This is a genomic window from Methanolobus psychrotolerans, assembly GCF_002243045.1.
In the GTDB taxonomy this organism is placed as follows: Archaea; Halobacteriota; Methanosarcinia; order Methanosarcinales; family Methanosarcinaceae; genus Methanolobus; species Methanolobus psychrotolerans.
This window is the reverse complement of sequence record NZ_MBKP01000008.1, coordinates 35,619-53,044: the sequence shown is the minus strand read 5'-3', so window position 1 is coordinate 53,044 and position 17,426 is coordinate 35,619. Positions and strand designations below refer to the sequence as shown.

Here is a 17,426-nt window from a genome sequence, read left to right as displayed (position 1 = left end):
AGGTTTATGACGCATTAAATAGATTAATACCAGATCATGAGTTCCAGCGAGGAGATACAGGCATCAGATGAATGAGAGTACAAGACAATATATAGTATCTGCATTCCAGAAATACTATTTCCGGGCAGACATAAGGCTGCCGCCTGAATTTGCCTCAAGGGAATGGGGATTCATTGAGTTTACCAGTGAGCAGGATACTTTTATGAAGAGGCACCGCGCATTTGGATCAGAAGGAGAACTTCATGATTATTTAAGAGGCATAGGCCCCGCACATGCATACTATTCTGTTGCATACTATGAGTACCCTGGTGCTCCGAAGATGAAGGAAAAAAATTGGTTAAAGGCAGACCTTATATTTGATATTGATTCAGACCATCTGCCCGGCAGCATTAATTCATATGCCGATATGCTTGAGAAAGGGAAAAAAGAGACATTAAAACTCCTTGAATTCCTAACCGGGGATTTCGGATTTAGGGAAAACGAAGTCCATGCCGTGTTTTCCGGAGGTAGGGGGTATCACTTCCACATAAGTGACGAATCTGTGCTTTCACTGGGAAGTGCAGAGAGAAGAGAAATTGTGGATTATGTTAGTTCCAAAGGCCTTGACCTTGAAAAGATATTCTCCAAAAAGGAGATTTCAGGGGATGCCGGAACGGAATCTGCAAAAATGGCAGTATTTCCATCCGAAGATGAAGGCGGATGGGGTGGGAGAATCAACCGCTACCTCATATCATACATCTCATCCCTTGCCAGAGATGAGGATGCTATTAAGATACTTACAGGGTTCAAAGGAATTGGGGAGAAGAAGGCGGAGAAACTCATAGAGTTGTTTCAGGATGAATCACGTGTTGAATCCATGAGAAAAGGCAAGATGGATGCTCTTGGTAACTTTAAGAAGGAGATACTGGAAACAATAGTTAAGCAAGGTATCGCCCAGATGGCTGCATGTGTTGACGAGCCTGTAACCGCAGATATCAAACGGTTGATACGTCTCCCGGGATCACTGCACGGGAAATCGGGGATGAAGGTCACGGCGCTCACAATCCAGGAACTGGAAGAGTTTGAACCCTTAAACGATGCAATTGTTTTCAGTGACAAGTCGGTAAAAATAAAAGTAATGAAACCGTTTGCTGTGCAGATGAAAGGAGAGGACCTCATGGTTGAGGAAGGCATACAGGAAGTACCGGAGTATGCCGCAGTATATCTTATGTGCAGAGGTGTGGCGGAATATGGATCGCACTGAACTGAAGAATATACTTAGAGAAGAAAGCAGCTCAGCACTCAAGTCGCTGCATCCTGGATTTTTTCAGGATGTGGAGAAATACGTAAAGGAGCTTGAAGAAGAGATAGTCAATATAAACAATCCACGCTCTGTTGAGTCAAAAATGCTTCAGGATGAATTACAGAGTGCAATCACAGATGTTGAATTGATATTTATACGCCGCCTTAAGAAGATAGTAACCCGCGCAACAAACAATGCATTTTCCAGCAAGTCCCCATCCCAGGACATGAACAAGCTGCTGCCTGAAGAAAGAAAAGTATACGATGCTGTACTTTCAGCCATCAATACAGCACGCAAGGAATCACTTGAGCCGATATTGGATCCACAGGCACTGATAAATAAAGCGAAGCATGTTAAACTAGGCATAGACAAGAATAATATAGGTGCCCAGCAAAAAGAGAATGTGCAAGCAGACCTTTATGAAGGTGACCAGCAGATAGGTATCAGTCATGTGGATGATAGAAGTAGTAAAGAGCAAATAGGCAAAAGTAATATAAATAAAGAATTCGTTGTTGTGCGAATACTGGAGGACCTGCCTACTTTCAAGGCTATGGATAATCGCAATTACACATTACATGGCGAAGATGTTATCGTTTTACCTGCCCTTAATGCAAAAGGACTTATCAAACGGAACGTCGCGCAAATGATCCTATAGAAAGTATCCAACTTATCAAGGTGAAGATAATGAAGATTCCAAAGAGATTCAGAACACATTGCCCTTCCTGCAAAAAACACACCGAGCATGTTGTGGAGAGAGTAAAGAAGGGAAAAGCATCGTCACTGACGCACATCGAGAGACAGAAGAAACGCCAGAGCGGAATTGGAAACAGTGGTAAATTCTCAAAGGTGCCTGGTGGAGATAAACCAACAAAGAGGATATGGCTCAGATACAGATGCTCAGAATGCGGCAAGGCACACCAGAGACCATGCTTCAGAGCAAAGAAATTTGATTTTTCGGAGTGATTTAAATGATGCAAAAACCAAAAAGCAGATTCTTACGTGTAAAATGCAATGATTGTGAGAACGAGCAGGTAATATTTGGCAGTGCAAGCCGCAAGGTAACATGCCTTGTATGCGGAAGGACACTAGCTGAACCTACAGGCGGAAAATCAACAATCACAACACACATACTTGAAGTTCTAGAGTAAATAAAAGTGATTTATAATGGATGACAATAGTTGGCCCGAAAGCGGGGATTTTGTTGTTTGTACCGTAAAGAACGTCACGGACTTCGGTGCATACACAACCCTTGAAGAATTCGATGGAAAGGAAGGTTTTATCCACATATCGGAGATTAAGGCCGGATGGGTCAAATATGTAAGAGACCATGTGCGTGAAGGTCAGAAAGTAGTCTGCAAAGTTCTTAATGTAGACACTTCACGCCGCCACATTGATCTGTCCCTTAAAGATGTTAACGAGCATCAGAAACGTGCAAAGATACAGGACTGGAAGAACGAGCAGAAGGCATTCAAATGGCTTCAGTTCGTTGCAGAGGAAACTGGAACCAGCGAAGAAGAGATGGATAAGGTCAAGCTCAAGTTGCTGGAAAGTTTTGGAAGTCTTCATTCCGCATTTGAAGAAGCGGTCATTAATGCAGAGGATGCTTTCAATGAATTAAAGATGAAGAAAAAACTTGTCACCAGTATTGTCAAGGTCGCTCAGCACAACATCAAATTGCCTTTTGTAGATATCGCAGGATTCATAGACCTCAACTGCTATCTCCCCGATGGGATAGAGATTATTAAGGAAGCCCTTGAAGCTGGAAATAGCATTGAGGAAGAAGGGATCAGAGTAGACATCAGTTATACCGGTGCTCCAAGATATCGCATAAAGGTGATAGCTCCTGACTATAAGAAAGCCGAATCCGTATTGAAGAAGTCTGCAACAGCAGCCATCGAAACTATCGAAAAGCTTGGTGGAAAAGGCGAATTCCACAGGCACAATGATACCGTAAAGGCGTGAGATTCCTTTGGGACAAAATATATTCAGATGCAGGAACTGTGGCAGATATACTTTGGAGACCGTCTGCCAGAAATGTAGATTAAATACTGTTAGACCACAGCCTGCAAGATTTTCTCCCAAAGACCCTTATGGAAAATATCGCAGGTTAGCGAGGAAAGAGGGAGATCTATGCAGGAAATAGAAGTAATTCGCATCAAAGAAGATGTTCAGCTTAAGAATCCAGTATTCATCGTAGGACTTCCTGGTGTAGGACATGTTGGAAAACTTGTTGCTGAACACTTGGTCGAAGAACTCGATGCTGAAAAAATACTTGAGATATATTCCCATCATTTTCCTCCACAGGTTCTTGTGGATGAGAACAGTGAGGTCCACCTGGTAAACAATGAGATGTATGTATGCAGGACGGAAAAGCATGATATACTGGCACTCATAGGAGATCACCAGAGTTCCTCCACAGAAGGACATTACAAACTTTGTACGCTCTACCTTGATATTGCCCAGGAATTCGGAGTTCAGAGAATATATACTCTCGGCGGATTCCCAACCGGACAACTAACATATTCTGAGGAAGTACTCGGTGCAGTGAACAACATAAAACTTGTTGAAGAACTCAAGGAATATGGAATCAATTTCAAGGAAAACGAGCCCGGAGGAGGAATAGTTGGTGCTTCCGGACTTTTGCTTGGCATGAGCAAATTAAAGAATATTGATGCGGCATGCCTTATGGGACTTACTTCCGGCTACCTTGTTGATCCGAAAAGTGCACAATCGCTACTCAAAGTCATCTGTAAGATATTTGAAATAGATATTGATGTAGGACCTCTTGAAGAACGTGCCAAGGAAATGGAAAAGATAGTTGCAAGGCTTAAGGAAGTGGAACAGCAACAAAAAGAAATGCCAGATATGAGCACTGCCAGGGACGAAGATCTAAGGTATATTGGTTAAAATCAAATGTTGATCAATGCCGATCTTCACCTGCATTCCAAATATTCTATGGCTTGCTCGAATAAAATGGAGCTGCCAGTAATGGCAGAGGAAGCGGCGAAAAAAGGTATCGATCTGATTGCAACCGGAGACTGTACATATCCCGATTGGTTAAAGGATATTAAAAAGGCGGCAGTAAATGATGAAACTGTAGCCATCGGGAAAACCAATTTTATAATCACTACCGAAGTTGAAGACAACAACCGAGTACACCACTTGCTTCTTTTACCATCCATCTCAAAAGCTGAAGAGCTTGTTGAGAGATTAAGCAAATATGCCAATCTGAAGGCGGATGGAAGACCCACAGTCAAACTTGACGGATGTGAACTCGCAGAGATTGCAAAAGATATAGATGCAATGATTGGGCCCTGTCATGCATTCACTCCCTGGACTGCATTATATGCGTACCACGATTCACTTGAAAGTTGTTATGGAGATATGACTTATTATGTTTCGTTCCTTGAACTTGGCCTGAGTGCTGACAGTGACTATGCAGACAGGATAGAAGAACTACACAAGCTGACTTTCCTTTCAAACTCCGATGCACATTCCCCCTGGTCAAACAAACTTGCACGGGAATTCAATCAAATAAACGTTCCTGAAGTTTCCTTTGAAGGACTGCGAAAAGCAATCCAGAGAAAAGAGGGTTATGGAGTCACATATAATGCAGGATTCTACCCTCATGAAGGCAAATATAATGAATCCGCCTGCATCAAATGTTTTAAACATTACAGTTTTGAACAATGCCTTTCAACCAACTGGAAGTGTGCCAATTGTGGAGGACTTATCAAAAAAGGCGTGAAGGACAGAGTAAATGAACTTGCAGATTTTGATGAGCCAAAACACCCGCCACACCGGCCGCCTTATGTACACCTGATGCCCCTATCCGAAGTAATCATGACGGCCCTTGGGCACGCAAGCATAAACACTAAAGGTGTGCAAAGTGCATGGAACAAGCTCATGGAAAGATATGGCAACGAATTGAACGTCCTCCAGACTGCCGAGATAATCGAGATGGATTTTATAGATAAACGTATTACAAATGCCATACTTGCTTTCAGGGAAAAGAGACTGATACTTCATCCCGGCGGCGGAGGCCAGTACGGCCGCATAGAGATACCACAAGAATTACAGAAAGTAGATACCACACCCTATAAAAAGAACCAGAGTTCCCTTTTTGACTTTTAGACATCCCCACGATACATTTTAATAGATTAAGACCTTCAAAGCAAAGTGCCAAGTGCCGAGGTGGCAGAGCGGACTAATCCAGTTTCAATTGCGCTGGAGTCCATACGCGACCGGCTCGAGACCGGTTTCTCCGGAAGGAGTGCTTGGGTTCAAATCCCAACCTCGGCGTGTTGTCCTTAAACATCTCTTATTTAATGCAGAATAATCTGAATTACCTGTAATTATTATCAAATCTACATAAAAATTTATATAGTATCCCATAAAAATAATACATTGGAGATAGGTACATGGGGAATTTTTTAAAACAAAAATGGTCTCAGATATTAATTGCAGTTCATAATATATAGGGTTTAAATCAACAAACACGCAGATATTGCGTTTAATACTTTCTTTGCCACATGTTAATTAAGTTTTTTTCAGACAATGAAAACTTAACTAATTTCATCAAAAGCCTTTGTGATTATAGACACCCGTTATCCAGGAACAAAATATAAAAACCTGAAATGGATATAACCCGTAAAATCAATATAATAATCATGTAACGAGCTACTCGAAAATGATAACAGAAGATCAGAAGTCATTCAATGAAGCTGATAACAGGATTTGTCAGACTACAAAAAAAGAACTCAAAGATACAATAAAACAGTTAACTGCCAGATTAGAAGCATCTGAATCTAAATTAAGAGATGTTGAAGAGTTTTACTCTGAAAGACTTAACAACCTCAACGATGTACTTTTCTCAGTAGATGCAGACGGTTATTTCACATACATCAACCCTGCCATAAAGAACATAACCGGTTACGATGTTGAAGAAGTTATTGGAACTCTTTTTACAAAACATGTCCACCCGGACGATGTTCCCGGACTACTTGAAGACATCATAAAAACAGTTGCTGGAGAACATAAACCATATATGTTCAGAATCATCAAAAAGGATGGAACAATAAGTTATGTCCATACAACATCCCGTCCCCTTATCAAAAATGGGAAATTCGTGGGTATTAACGGCTTGATGGTTGATATTGCCAGATTGAAAAGAGTTGAGTTCAAACTCAAAGAAGAAAGAGACAAGGCGCAAAAATACCTCAGTATTGTGGGAGTAATCATCCTTGCCATTGACAAGGAAGGAAAAATCAAACTAATAAACAATAAGGGATGTGAACTGTTTGGGTATCAAGAGCATGAGCTTATATCAAAGAACTGGTTTGACATATCACTACCGGAAGAATTCCGGGAAAAAGGTAAAAACGACTATTTAAACCTGATGGAAGGAAAAATCAAAATTCTCCCTTATTTTGAAGCTCCGGTCCTGATTAAAAATGAGATAAGGACCTTTGCCTGGCATAACATATTCCTAAAGGATGATGATGATAACATTACAGGCGTACTTTCGTCAGGAAACGACATCACAGAACAGAAAAAGGCTGAAGAAGCACTTGTTTTTGCCAAATTTATATCCGACAATGTCCATCGTACCAAACGACAGTTCCTTTCCAATGTCAGCCATGAACTCAGAACACCCCTAAACCTTATAATCGGATATTCAGACCTTCTTTACGAGGATTATGCAGGAACTACAAATGAAGGTCAGAAACAATACCTTGATATTATCAAACGAAGCGGTAACCGTCTACTCCTTTTGATCAACTCTATGATAGAGCTCTCATCTATTGAAGAAGGAAACATAAGAATAGATATAAAAGAGTTTTCTGCCCCTGTAATAATAAAAGATATAGAAAATTCAACTTTACCAATGGCAAAAAAGAAGCAGATTAACCTGGAATTTGAACTTGATGAAAACATAGAAACAATACACGCTGACAAGAATAAAATAAAGACAATTCTTTACAACCTTATAAATAACGCTATTAAGTTCACCCCTGAAAACGGAGATATCAAAATTAGCATATCCAAGGATGAAAAAATGTTAAAAGTATCTGTCAAAGACACAGGTATCGGCATTGAAAAATATGATATGGATAAATTATTCCAGCCGTTCACCCAAATTGATTCTTCACTCAGCCGTAAATTTGAAGGTGCCGGTCTTGGACTTATGATCGTGAAGGAATTCGTGGAGATGCATTGCGGAAACATACAGGTTGAAAGTGAGATAAACAAAGGAAGCAATTTTACTTTTGTAATTCCCCTGATACCTGAAAAACATTCAGACCATCTTTAACTTAACTGCAGTTCCATAAGCAAGCAGCTCGGCTGCACCAGCCATAGTCTGGGATGTCGTAAATCTTACACTCACAATTGCATCTGCTCCAAGTTTCTCTGCACTTTCCACCATTCGATCATATGACTCCTTTCGTGCCTGCGAGAGCATATCAGAATAACCTTTTAATTCCCCGCCAACGATATTCTTTAGGCCGGCTGCAATATCACTTCCTATATGTTTTGCACGCACGGTGTTCCCAAATACCACGCCAATGATCTCAAGTTCTTTTCCATCGATTCTGCCTGTTGTCGTTACAATCATTTATATTCCTCAATATCCTGCTTTATCAACGTGAAAACAAAGGTACTACCCTTACCCAATTCACTTCTGGCAATTATCGTGCCACCCTGGCCTTCGATAATACCTTTGACAATTGAAAGGCCAAGACCACTTCCACCAACTTTGCGGGTTGAAGTACTGTCTATCTGATAAAATTTATCAAATATCCTTTCGAGTTCTTCGGAACTCATACCAATTCCATTATCACTTATGCTTATCTTTACAATGTCATCCTCAGTCTCAACAGTAATTGTAATAATACCTTTTTTCTTACTGAACTTTACAGCATTGTTCAAAAGATTCACAAACACCTGTACAAGTTTGTCCTTATCAGTATTGATCAAAGAAAGGTCATCCTGAACCTCTACTAAAATAGTCATATGTTTCTCTTTGATGATACTGTCAAGCACTTCAAGAGAGACTTTTATAGTCTCTTCAATATCAACTGGTTCTCTATGGAATCTCATTCTGTTGGATTCAATTCTTGAAATATCAAGAAGGTCATCAACCATCCGGGACTGGCGATCGATGTTCCTTATAATAATATCAAGCATCTGATGCCTCAGAGAAACATCACATCCATCATTCTCCTGCAAGAACTCACTTGATGTTTTCATTGCAGTCAGAGGTGTCTTAAGTTCATGGGAAACAATTGAAAGGAATTCCGTCTTTAACCTGTCAAGCTCCTTGAGCTTCTTGTTTACTTCCAGAAGTGACTTATTTGATTCCTTAAGCTCCTGGGTCTTTTCATCTACCTCTTTTTCAAGGCTCTTGCTCCAGTTGAAAATAATGACAACAACAAACGAGCTCACAAAAACAATAAAGATAACCGAGACAACCGCCACAATAAACAATTTCAGGTAAACAGATACGATCAATCTGTCCACCTCTGATGAAGGATTGGTGATAGCCAGTGACCACTTCTGGTTATACCAGTTTATAGGAGAATATGATACAAGCCTTTCCTCGACCACACTGCCGTTATCAAGGACGAAGTACTTCCCATTCCCCTCACTTCCATTAACCTGTTTTGAAATAATGTCAACCAGTCCCGGAGAATCCGAACCAAGTAGCTCAGCATAATTGGTGCCTCTCTTATAATTTCCTGATTCATCATATAGCAGCCTGCCCCGTTCATCAAGAAGATATGCATAGCTTGATGAATTAGATTCTACAACGTATCTGCTTTTAAGGTCAGCCTCATGGATAATAGCAATAAAAGCACCTCTGAACTTATCACCTTCAAAAACCGGAATCCATATGAAAGAACCATAATTGCCTTCCATGAGTTTCAGGGGCTCTGTGATATAAACATCCTTGCTCGCCTTTACCATTTCAAAGGCACGATGTTGATTAGATTCGTAAAGATTCAGACCATAAGGCACATATTCGTCAGGGTAGCCTGACACTATGGTTCCGTTCGCTGCAACATATTCCACTACATAGAACATGCCTGCAACATCATATACACTTTTAAGATCCGACTTATAATAATCAGGAGGGACCCCCGTATCCTTTTTTGCAATAACCTCAAGCAACAATACCTTTTCATTAAGGGACCGTTCTATACTATTGGATATCTGACGTGTCAATAAGAGTTGTTGATTCTGGTATTGCTCCTCAACGACCGATCTGACATCTATATTCGTCTTCATCCAAAGGAAAAATATAGAACTTATCAAAAGCAGGACTACTACGGCAAAAAGAATTATATTCCATCTGCTTTTCCGGTTCCACATGTATTTGTCAAAAAGTGATTAAATATCCTGATTCCTTCTCAGGACCATTTTTATGCGTGCTTTCAACTCTTTCAGGTTAAATGGTTTGGTCACATAATCGTCTGCGCCCAGTTCAATACCTTCCACCTTGTCGTCAATCTCCCCACGCGCAGTGAGCATTATAACAGGAATATGACTGTACAGCTGATCTGATTTTAGTTGACTGCAGACTTCAAAACCATCAATACCAGGAATCATAAGGTCAAGCAGTATAACATCTGGTTTTTCAGAATGAACTTTATCTATGGCCTCATACCCATCCTTAGCCTCTACGATATTGTATCCTTCGGCTTCCAGTGCTACCTTCAGGGCCAACAGGGCATCCATCTCATCGTCAACTATCAGGATCTTCTGCCTTACATCCGACATACTTTTCAAGATACTTTCTACCTGGGACAAGGGAACGGATAATTTATTAGAGATCTCCCTGATAGTTATCCCGGGGTTGTCCTCCAGAAGTGAAAGAATCTTCCCACTAATGTTTTCTGCATGCATGATAATTCTACCTGAAACAAGCTAATAAAATATAGAAGAATGATATTATTAAAACCTTTCTAAATATGAGAGAGTTTCTGTTTTAGTAAACAGATCATCCAATAAAAGAAAATCTTATAAGCCATAACAGAATAATTAAGAAGGATATAAATGGATGCGCTGGAAGAGATTTTTGGAAAAACTGCCCAAATGACAGTTCTAAAGAACCTTATTGCACACAAGGATGAGTCAACATATCTCTCAGGAATTGCAGACGAAACCGGACTTTCACATTCCAGCGTTGCAAGAGTGATAACTCCACTGATCAAGATCAATATTGTTATCGAAAAACCTCTTGGCAAACAGATAAGAACATTCCGGCTAAACCTTGATAATGAAAAAACAAAACTTATACTCGACTTTTATAATAAACTCAACAAAATAAAGGATTAAGAGTCCAGATCATCAATCATACGGACTTCAACCTGTATTTCAGATTCTCCCAACATCTTTTTTGCAAAACTTCCTGCAATATATGCAAGCAGATTAAGCACATGCATGGATGCCAGTCCTACAAACACTCCTGAAAGAGACAAAAGGACAGCTTTCTGGAGACTATCAACAGAGCCATTTCCCAGGATATACAGAAGCGGATTAATTAACATTCCCATAGTCAATGCTATCAGGAAGGTCATAACGACCAATGAAAATATACCAAGTGGGAATTTCACCACGAGAAATACAAGAGCTTTCCATGTAACCGGACTCTTCACCCTGCATATGACCCTGCCAATAATACTATTTTTGTTAACAGGTTTTAAAGACATGGAGGGGATATCAATACCTAATAACCATATGGCCATCTGGCGCTCAAAAGATGCTATCTCCCACCAGGCAAGAAAAACAAGCAACAGGACAGGAATACCTATCCAGACAAGTAAAAGTCCGAAACCCAAGGACAGACCTGTCACCAGAAATATAAAGTAAGCTGTGCCAAGAGGGAATGAAAATAACAAATATAGGATATTCATATAGGTCTGTTTCTCATAAGCAACCTTTACAAACTCCCTCAGAGCAGTCTCTATTTCAGTCATTTCTTCGCCTCGTTTTTACTGTTGGCAGATACCTGCCGTTTTCTGAAGTTATTTTATAATATCTAATGTTTACTGTATACTGAAATCTACTTACCATACTCTTCAATACGTTTTGGCCTTCTGACAAGGAAGTAGACAAGTGCACCCAACAGATGAGTAAAGATGATAACGATCACCCATATCAATTTATCATTTCCCTCAGAGGGTTCTTTTGTAGCACAATCAATAAGCATCCAAAGCCAGAACAAAGTCCCAAGTAGCCCTATTCCAAAAAGGAAGAACATAAGGAAGGAAAATCCAAAGAACATATCAAACATACCACACACTCCGCGTATTAATCTTTACAGTCATAGTAATTATTATTCACTTTGATCATTCATGCCGAAGAGCATCTACAGGGTTCATTCTGGCAGCCTTGTTAGCCGGATAGATACCGGCAAGCAAACCAACTACCAATGACACAAACATACCTATGAAGATCATATCTACAGGAAATACATAAGGGAGGTTCATTGCACTATCTACAAGATAGGCACCGGCCACACCAAGGATAATTCCCAGTATACCCCCAAAAAGCCCGACTACTATAGATTCCACCATGAACAAGGACAGTATCTCATAATTCTTGTACCCAAGGGACTTCATTATCCCTATCTCTCCTGTCCTCTCCGTTACAGTCACCAGCATGATATTCATGATTCCGATAGAACCTACGATAAGAGATATCAAGGCAACTGATGTGAGCAATGAACCCAGAGCAGCAGACAGCTTATCAACTTCCTCCAATATCTCGCCCTGATTTACAAGGAGATATGGTTTTGCATCTTCGTTATCCAGGTCCCTGAAAGGAACACCAAGGCCCCTTGCAAGCCTCTTGTCAACCTCATCGGTGACATCATCTATTGACTCCATACTCGCCGCGGCTGCAAAAAATCCCCAGTAGTAGTCCTCACCCATTATCTCGTTCATGGTGGCGATGGGGATGAATATCCGTACATCCGGCTCAATGCCACTTTGGACGAATGTGGTCTCCGGATTGGCTACGATTCCCTTTACCTTGAATTGCTGGGTAATGGTTTTTCCGTCCGCCCTTGTAAAGGTTAATTCAATAGTATTCTTATCAGATATCTTGCGATCGAACTTCTCGTATGCCACATCATGACCCAGCACAGCCATATACTTGTCCTTGTCATCAATGAAAGTCCCGCTTTCCATTTGGATGTTGGCTACTCCCTCATAGTCCTCTGAGACACCCTGAACCTCTATCTGTCTGGTAGTGGAAATATACTTGACCTGGGCCACCTCCTGGCTTAGAGGAGATACACCAACTATCCCAGGAGTATTCTTCACAATATCTAGTTCACTGTCATGGAAAAGGTTTGCAGTCTTACCCTGTATTATGATGAAATTGTTTCCCACAGAGCCTATCTCTTCGGTGAAGTACTGGCTGAAGCTAGCGCCCAGTGAAACGTTGGCAATGACAGCTGCAACGCCTATGACAATACCAAGTGTTGTCAATGCAGACCTCAGCTTTGAGCTGCCAATGCTTGCAATTGCCATCCTAAAGGAATGTTTCAGACTCAGCATAAATATCACTTCTTTCGATTTAGCACCTTAGTTGTTCTGCTTCCTGCGCTTCATGAATACAACAGCAGGAACACCAAGCATTAATGCAAGAGCAATAACTGTTGTCAGGGTGGCTACATTATTGCTCTCTTCTTCCGTGACAAGAGTAAGTTCACGAACAGCCACCTCGCTGCTGTGCTGATTTATGCCATTCCTATAATCAACGGTGATGGTTACCGGAACTGAGGATAGTTCACTGTCACTTTTTGCCTTGATCTCTATGGTAAAAAGTTCATCATTACCCATGGAACCTACAAAGTATTCCTCCGGAGAAAAGGCAACTCCATCAGCACTCAGCTTCACGCTAACAGAACTTAAGGCATTTGGATGCATGTTGGCAACGTCAAACTCAAAGGTTCCAGCACCATTTGCAAGTACGAGTGGTTTTGAAGGTATGACCTTGACAGAAGCAGAATCTACTTTAACAGGGATTCTCCAGTTATTATTGTAAGCATGGGAATTGCCCACCATGGAGAGATCCAGGTAGTAGGTTCCATCCGTCACATCATCCTCCAGTTCAATATTATAGCTGAGGATTATGGAATCTCCAGGACCTATAACACCAGAACCAGCATAACTGTCGCTTGCGACATCGATACCATTAACACCTTTTAGCACCGCGGACTGCACACGTGCATTTGTATCATAATCAACACCTCCAATGTTCACAGAACTTTCGGTTGCGGTGTTGGTAAGGGTAAAAATGACAGTCCCTGAATCTCCCGGCATAAAGATCACAGGGTCGCAGGAAACATCAGTAAGTTCGATAGTCCCTTTGCTGTTGAATGTACTGGAACCTACATTGAGCTTGAAGGATGATTTATACCACACTCCATCTTCGTATAACTGGTAATATACATCCACAGAACCGGTGCCTACCTTTGCGTCCTCATCCACGTAAAGACGGTATTCATGCACTGCAGCCTGGTCCGGAGAAAGTATGCCTATGAACTTGACTGCATTATTCTGCGAATCCAGGGAGAAAGGGTATTCGGGGTCCAGCTTCAAGGAGACTGAATCCGCCCGGCCGTAACCTGTATTCTCGATCTTCACCCTTACGTCCACATATTCACCTATCTGGGCCGGGAAGGGAGCATAATCGATTATATCTATTTTCATGATAGCAGCAGATGCTGCTGAAACTGGTGCCATGAAAGAAGTACTTAACATAGCAACACAAAATAAAATGTAAAACGATTTCTTTAAAGCATTAATGATTTTCATTTTAACCACCCTCAATTATTTCCTACATATCCGTCTTTTATGTAAACAACCCTGTCCACATACTGTGCCATTTCAGGGTCATGCGTAATCATAACTATGGTGCGCCCTTTTTTGTGCAGGTCTGAGAATATTCTCATGATCTCTTCACCTGTCTTTGAATCCAGATTTCCGGTAGGCTCATCAGCAAGTATGAGAGAAGGATCGTTGATCAGCGAGCGGGCTATTGCAACTCTCTGACGCTGCCCACCTGACAGTTCAGGTGGCCTGTGACCCATACGATCATCAAGACCCACAAGTTTCAGCAAATCCCTGCCGCGCTGGGCTGTGTCTACTCCCTTCTTTGCATTGGAATAGGTTGGAAGCATCACATTCTCATAGGCACTCAGCCGTGGTATCAGGTTAAAATTCTGGAACACAAAACCTATTTCAAAACCCCGAAGCTCTGCAAGTTCATTATCAGAGATGGAATTTGTATCCTTCCCCATGAGTCTGACCTTGCCCGTACTAGGTCTGTCAAGGCAGCCGATCATATTCATCAGGGTACTTTTTCCTGAACCGGAAGGGCCCATGATTGCAACGAACTCTCCTTTTTTAATACACATGTCTATACCGTGCAGGATAGGTACTTCCATATCACCCAGAAAATAACTCTTTTTCAGATCCGAGATATCAATTACATTGTCATCATCAGAAACGTATCCATTGTAACCAGCCATTTACATTCACCTCTAATTGAACCAACTTGACTATTTATCGTCAGGTTGGACAATGAGACGAGAATACTTAAACCTTTCTACACATAGACCGGCGAGGATAGTAAGAATTGTAGATATACTAAATCCTTCTAAAAAGAGAGTAGCACCACCATGACTATCTTATTCGTGGCGCAGAGCTTCGACCGGATTCAGGTTTGCCGCCTTGTTAGCCGGGTAGACCCCAGCCACCAATCCGACAAATACGGATATGAAAAAACCCATAAAAATAAGGTAGAACGGGAACACAGGCGGGATATTCAGATAGGTCTCTACCAGATAGGAACCCACCAGCCCCAGAAGAGTTCCAAGGATACCACCAATTACCCCCACTATCATAGACTCTACAATAAAGAGCAGAAGAATGCCTGATTTTGTAAATCCCAATGATTTCAAAAGGCCGATCTCCCGTGTCCTCTCAGTAACAGTGACCAACATAATGTTCATTATGCCTATTGAGCCTACAATAAGAGCCACAAGTGCTACAAGTGTAATGAGTATAGTAAGTGAATTTGCAAGAGTATCCAGCTGTTCGATTATCTCTGCCTGATTAAAGATGCGGTAGGGTTTTGCATCATCATTGTCAAGATCCCTGGAAGGTACACCCAGTGACCTTGCAAGACGTTTGTCAATCTCATCTGAAACTTCCCTCACAGATTCGGCACTTCCGGTCTTTGCGGAAAAACCTCCGTAATCAGTAACATTCAGCATCTCATTTAATGTTGCGATAGGGATGTAAATTATGACATCACGGTCTGGACCACCCGTTACAAAGGTATTGTCCTCCCCTGCAAGTATGCCTTTTACCCTAAATTTCCGGGTCACACTTGTTCCATCCTGGCGTTTGATAGTTATGTCTACATAGTTCTTGATGGAGATATCCTTCTCAAATTTCTCCTCTGCAACATCGTTTCCCAGGATTGCTACAAATTTATCCTTATCTGTGAGAAAACTACCCTCTTCAACCTGGAGGTTGGATATGTATTGAGCATCTTCAGACACACCTTGTACATCTATCTGCCGTGTAGCCGACAGATATGAAACTGCTGCTGTTTGCTGGTTAAATGGAGAAACTCCCACTATACCCGGAGTGTTCCTGATAAGTTCCAGTTCATTTTCATAAAAAATGTTAACATCCTGGCTGTATATGATAATGAAATTGGAACCAAGTGAACCAAGTTCATCTGTAAAATACTGGTTAAAGCTTGCACCAAGTGAGACATTTGCTACAACAGCAGCAACACCTATTATGATACCAAGAGCTGTAAGGGTAGAGCGCATTTTAGAACTGCCTATACTTCCAAGGGCAATAACAAACACATGTTTTAGATCTATCATGCTCACTCCTTCCGCAATGCTTCAACAGGATCCATACGTGCAGCCTTTCTTGCAGGGTAAACACCTGCTACAAGTCCCACAATAAGGGATACGAAGAATCCCATCAATATCAGGCTGACAGGAAAAATGTTTTGCAGGCCCAGAAAACGATTTGCGATCGAGGCCACCCCGATCCCAAGAGCAGTACCGAATATCCCACCTATAAGACCCAAGGCCATTGATTCTATTATAAAGAGTGAAAGGACATCCTTTTCACTAAACCCAAGCGATTTCAAAAGGCCGATCTCCCGTGTCCTTTCTGCAACTGTCACAAGCATGATATTCATTATCCCTATGGAGCCGACTATCAGTGAGATAAGGGCAACTGAGGTCAGAAGTGATGTGAGAGCTGCAGAAAGCTGGTTGGTTTGCTCCAGGATCTCTATTTGGTCGAACATGACGTAGGGTTTTGCATCATCATTCTCAAGGTCCCTGCCCGGAATACCCAGACTGCGTGCAAGGCGCCTGTCTATCTCATCTGCGGTCTCCCGGACAACATCAAGGCTCTGGGCCTTTACAAAAAATCCCCCATAATCGTCCCTGCCGAGTATCTCATTCATGGTCCCTATGGGGATAAAGATACGTATCTCAGGTTCTACCCCGGTTTGTGCAAAAGTGGTATTAGGATCCTGAATAACGCCTTTGACAATGAAAGTCTTTGTTACAACACCACCATCCTCCCTCCGGAATGTAATATCAATAGGATTCTTGATAGATATCTTCTTATCAAACTTCTTGTAGGCAACATCGGCACCTATGACTGCAACATACTGGTCCTTGTCTGTGAGAAATGTTCCTGAATCCATTTTGAAGTTTGCTACTTCATCATAGTCCTCAGTAACCCCCTGTATATCGATCTGCCTTGAAACAGACATGTAAGTAACCTTTGCCATCTGCTGGTTTATGGGAGAAACACCTTCTACTCCAGGAGTGTTCTTTATAATTTCCAGATCTTTTTCAAAGAACACATCGATATTCTGGCTGTAAATGACCACGAAGTTAGATCCAACCGCACCTATCTCATCATTGAAATATTGGTTGAAACTGGCCCCTAGTGATACGTTAGCTATCACTGCTGCTACACCGATGATAATTCCCAGAGTAGTGAGAGCAGACCTTAGTTTGGAACTGCCAATGCTACCCAGGGATATATTTACAGCCTGAGCCAGACTTAACATAGAATGT

General features: G+C 41.5%; 20 protein-coding genes and 1 tRNA gene. 11 read left to right on the top strand and 10 right to left on the bottom strand.

The genetic code is table 11. From position 1 onward, the window contains the following. Positions 1–67 precede the first annotated feature (67 nt). The 10 genes from priS to BB781_RS04470 all read left to right on the top strand — a co-directional run bounded on the left by priS (position 68) and on the right by BB781_RS04470 (position 7,595). Complete coding sequence (gene priS, locus BB781_RS04515; protein ID WP_094227306.1) at positions 68–1,243, top strand: DNA primase catalytic subunit PriS; 1,176 nt, start codon at positions 68–70, stop codon at positions 1,241–1,243. Further along, complete coding sequence (locus BB781_RS04510) at positions 1,230–1,937, top strand: hypothetical protein (protein ID WP_094227305.1); 708 nt, start codon at positions 1,230–1,232, stop codon at positions 1,935–1,937. The genes priS and BB781_RS04510 overlap by 14 nt, the downstream gene beginning before the upstream one ends. 29 nt (positions 1,938–1,966) lie before the next feature. Further along, complete coding sequence (locus tag BB781_RS04505) at positions 1,967–2,245, top strand: 50S ribosomal protein L44e (protein WP_094227304.1); 279 nt, start codon at positions 1,967–1,969, stop codon at positions 2,243–2,245. A gap of 8 nt (positions 2,246–2,253) precedes the next feature. Continuing rightward, positions 2,254–2,430, top strand: a complete 177-nt coding sequence (locus BB781_RS04500) for a 30S ribosomal protein S27e (protein WP_094227352.1) — start codon at positions 2,254–2,256, stop codon at positions 2,428–2,430. Positions 2,431–2,446: 16 nt separating this feature from the next. Then, entirely contained in the window at positions 2,447–3,244 is a 798-nt protein-coding gene (locus BB781_RS04495) for a translation initiation factor IF-2 subunit alpha (RefSeq protein ID WP_094227303.1), read from the top strand. A 7-nt stretch (positions 3,245–3,251) separates the two neighbouring features. Continuing rightward, entirely contained in the window at positions 3,252–3,425 is a 174-nt protein-coding gene (locus BB781_RS04490; protein ID WP_094227302.1) for an RNA-protein complex protein Nop10, read from the top strand. Beyond that, a complete protein-coding gene (locus BB781_RS04485) occupies positions 3,413–4,189 on the top strand; it encodes a proteasome assembly chaperone family protein (RefSeq protein ID WP_094227301.1) in 777 nt (258 codons plus the stop codon). Before BB781_RS04490 ends, BB781_RS04485 begins: the two co-directional genes overlap by 13 nt. 6 nt (positions 4,190–4,195) lie before the next feature. Then, positions 4,196–5,416 (top strand): TIGR00375 family protein, encoded by a 1,221-nt coding sequence (locus tag BB781_RS04480; protein WP_094227300.1) that lies wholly within the window; start codon positions 4,196–4,198, stop codon positions 5,414–5,416. Positions 5,417–5,470: 54 nt separating this feature from the next. Then, positions 5,471–5,584, top strand: a tRNA-Ser gene (locus BB781_RS04475). A gap of 388 nt (positions 5,585–5,972) precedes the next feature. Then, positions 5,973–7,595, top strand: coding sequence for a PAS domain-containing sensor histidine kinase (locus BB781_RS04470; protein WP_094227299.1), 1,623 nt, complete (start codon positions 5,973–5,975; stop codon positions 7,593–7,595). Here BB781_RS04470 and BB781_RS04465 read toward each other — a convergent pair. From BB781_RS04465 to BB781_RS04455, 3 genes are all read right to left on the bottom strand, one after another. Next, entirely contained in the window at positions 7,581–7,898 is a 318-nt protein-coding gene (locus BB781_RS04465) for a heavy metal-binding domain-containing protein (protein WP_094227298.1), read from the bottom strand. The two genes, BB781_RS04470 and BB781_RS04465, sit on opposite strands and share 15 nt — an antisense overlap. Further along, entirely contained in the window at positions 7,895–9,571 is a 1,677-nt protein-coding gene (locus BB781_RS04460; RefSeq protein WP_164997772.1) for a sensor histidine kinase, read from the bottom strand. The genes BB781_RS04465 and BB781_RS04460 overlap by 4 nt, the downstream gene beginning before the upstream one ends. Positions 9,572–9,673: 102 nt before the next feature. Beyond that, entirely contained in the window at positions 9,674–10,189 is a 516-nt protein-coding gene (locus BB781_RS04455; RefSeq protein WP_094227296.1) for a response regulator, read from the bottom strand. A 150-nt stretch (positions 10,190–10,339) separates the two neighbouring features. Between BB781_RS04455 and BB781_RS04450 the strand changes: the two genes are divergently transcribed. Further along, positions 10,340–10,621, top strand: coding sequence for a hypothetical protein (locus BB781_RS04450; RefSeq protein WP_094227295.1), 282 nt, complete (start codon positions 10,340–10,342; stop codon positions 10,619–10,621). Here the strand turns inward: BB781_RS04450 and BB781_RS04445 are convergent. The 7 genes from BB781_RS04445 to BB781_RS04415 all read right to left on the bottom strand — a co-directional run bounded on the left by BB781_RS04445 (position 10,618) and on the right by BB781_RS04415 (position 17,419). Continuing rightward, on the bottom strand, positions 10,618–11,262 hold the full coding sequence (locus BB781_RS04445; protein ID WP_094227294.1) for a sensor domain-containing protein: 645 nt from the start codon (positions 11,260–11,262) through the stop codon (positions 10,618–10,620). The genes BB781_RS04450 and BB781_RS04445 overlap by 4 nt on opposite strands. Before the next feature lie 86 nt (positions 11,263–11,348). After that, positions 11,349–11,579, bottom strand: a complete 231-nt coding sequence (locus BB781_RS04440) for a PLDc N-terminal domain-containing protein (RefSeq protein WP_094227293.1) — start codon at positions 11,577–11,579, stop codon at positions 11,349–11,351. A gap of 55 nt (positions 11,580–11,634) precedes the next feature. Then, positions 11,635–12,849, bottom strand: a complete 1,215-nt coding sequence (locus BB781_RS04435; RefSeq protein ID WP_094227292.1) for an ABC transporter permease — start codon at positions 12,847–12,849, stop codon at positions 11,635–11,637. Positions 12,850–12,876: 27 nt separating this feature from the next. After that, positions 12,877–14,112 (bottom strand): COG1361 S-layer family protein, encoded by a 1,236-nt coding sequence (locus BB781_RS04430; protein ID WP_242492524.1) that lies wholly within the window; start codon positions 14,110–14,112, stop codon positions 12,877–12,879. An 11-nt stretch (positions 14,113–14,123) separates the two neighbouring features. Continuing rightward, positions 14,124–14,828 (bottom strand): ABC transporter ATP-binding protein, encoded by a 705-nt coding sequence (locus tag BB781_RS04425; RefSeq protein WP_094227291.1) that lies wholly within the window; start codon positions 14,826–14,828, stop codon positions 14,124–14,126. A 159-nt stretch (positions 14,829–14,987) separates the two neighbouring features. Further along, complete coding sequence (locus BB781_RS04420; RefSeq protein WP_094227290.1) at positions 14,988–16,202, bottom strand: ABC transporter permease; 1,215 nt, start codon at positions 16,200–16,202, stop codon at positions 14,988–14,990. Positions 16,203–16,204: 2 nt separating this feature from the next. Continuing rightward, complete coding sequence (locus BB781_RS04415) at positions 16,205–17,419, bottom strand: ABC transporter permease (protein WP_094227289.1); 1,215 nt, start codon at positions 17,417–17,419, stop codon at positions 16,205–16,207. Between the last annotated feature and the right edge of the window lie 7 nt (positions 17,420–17,426).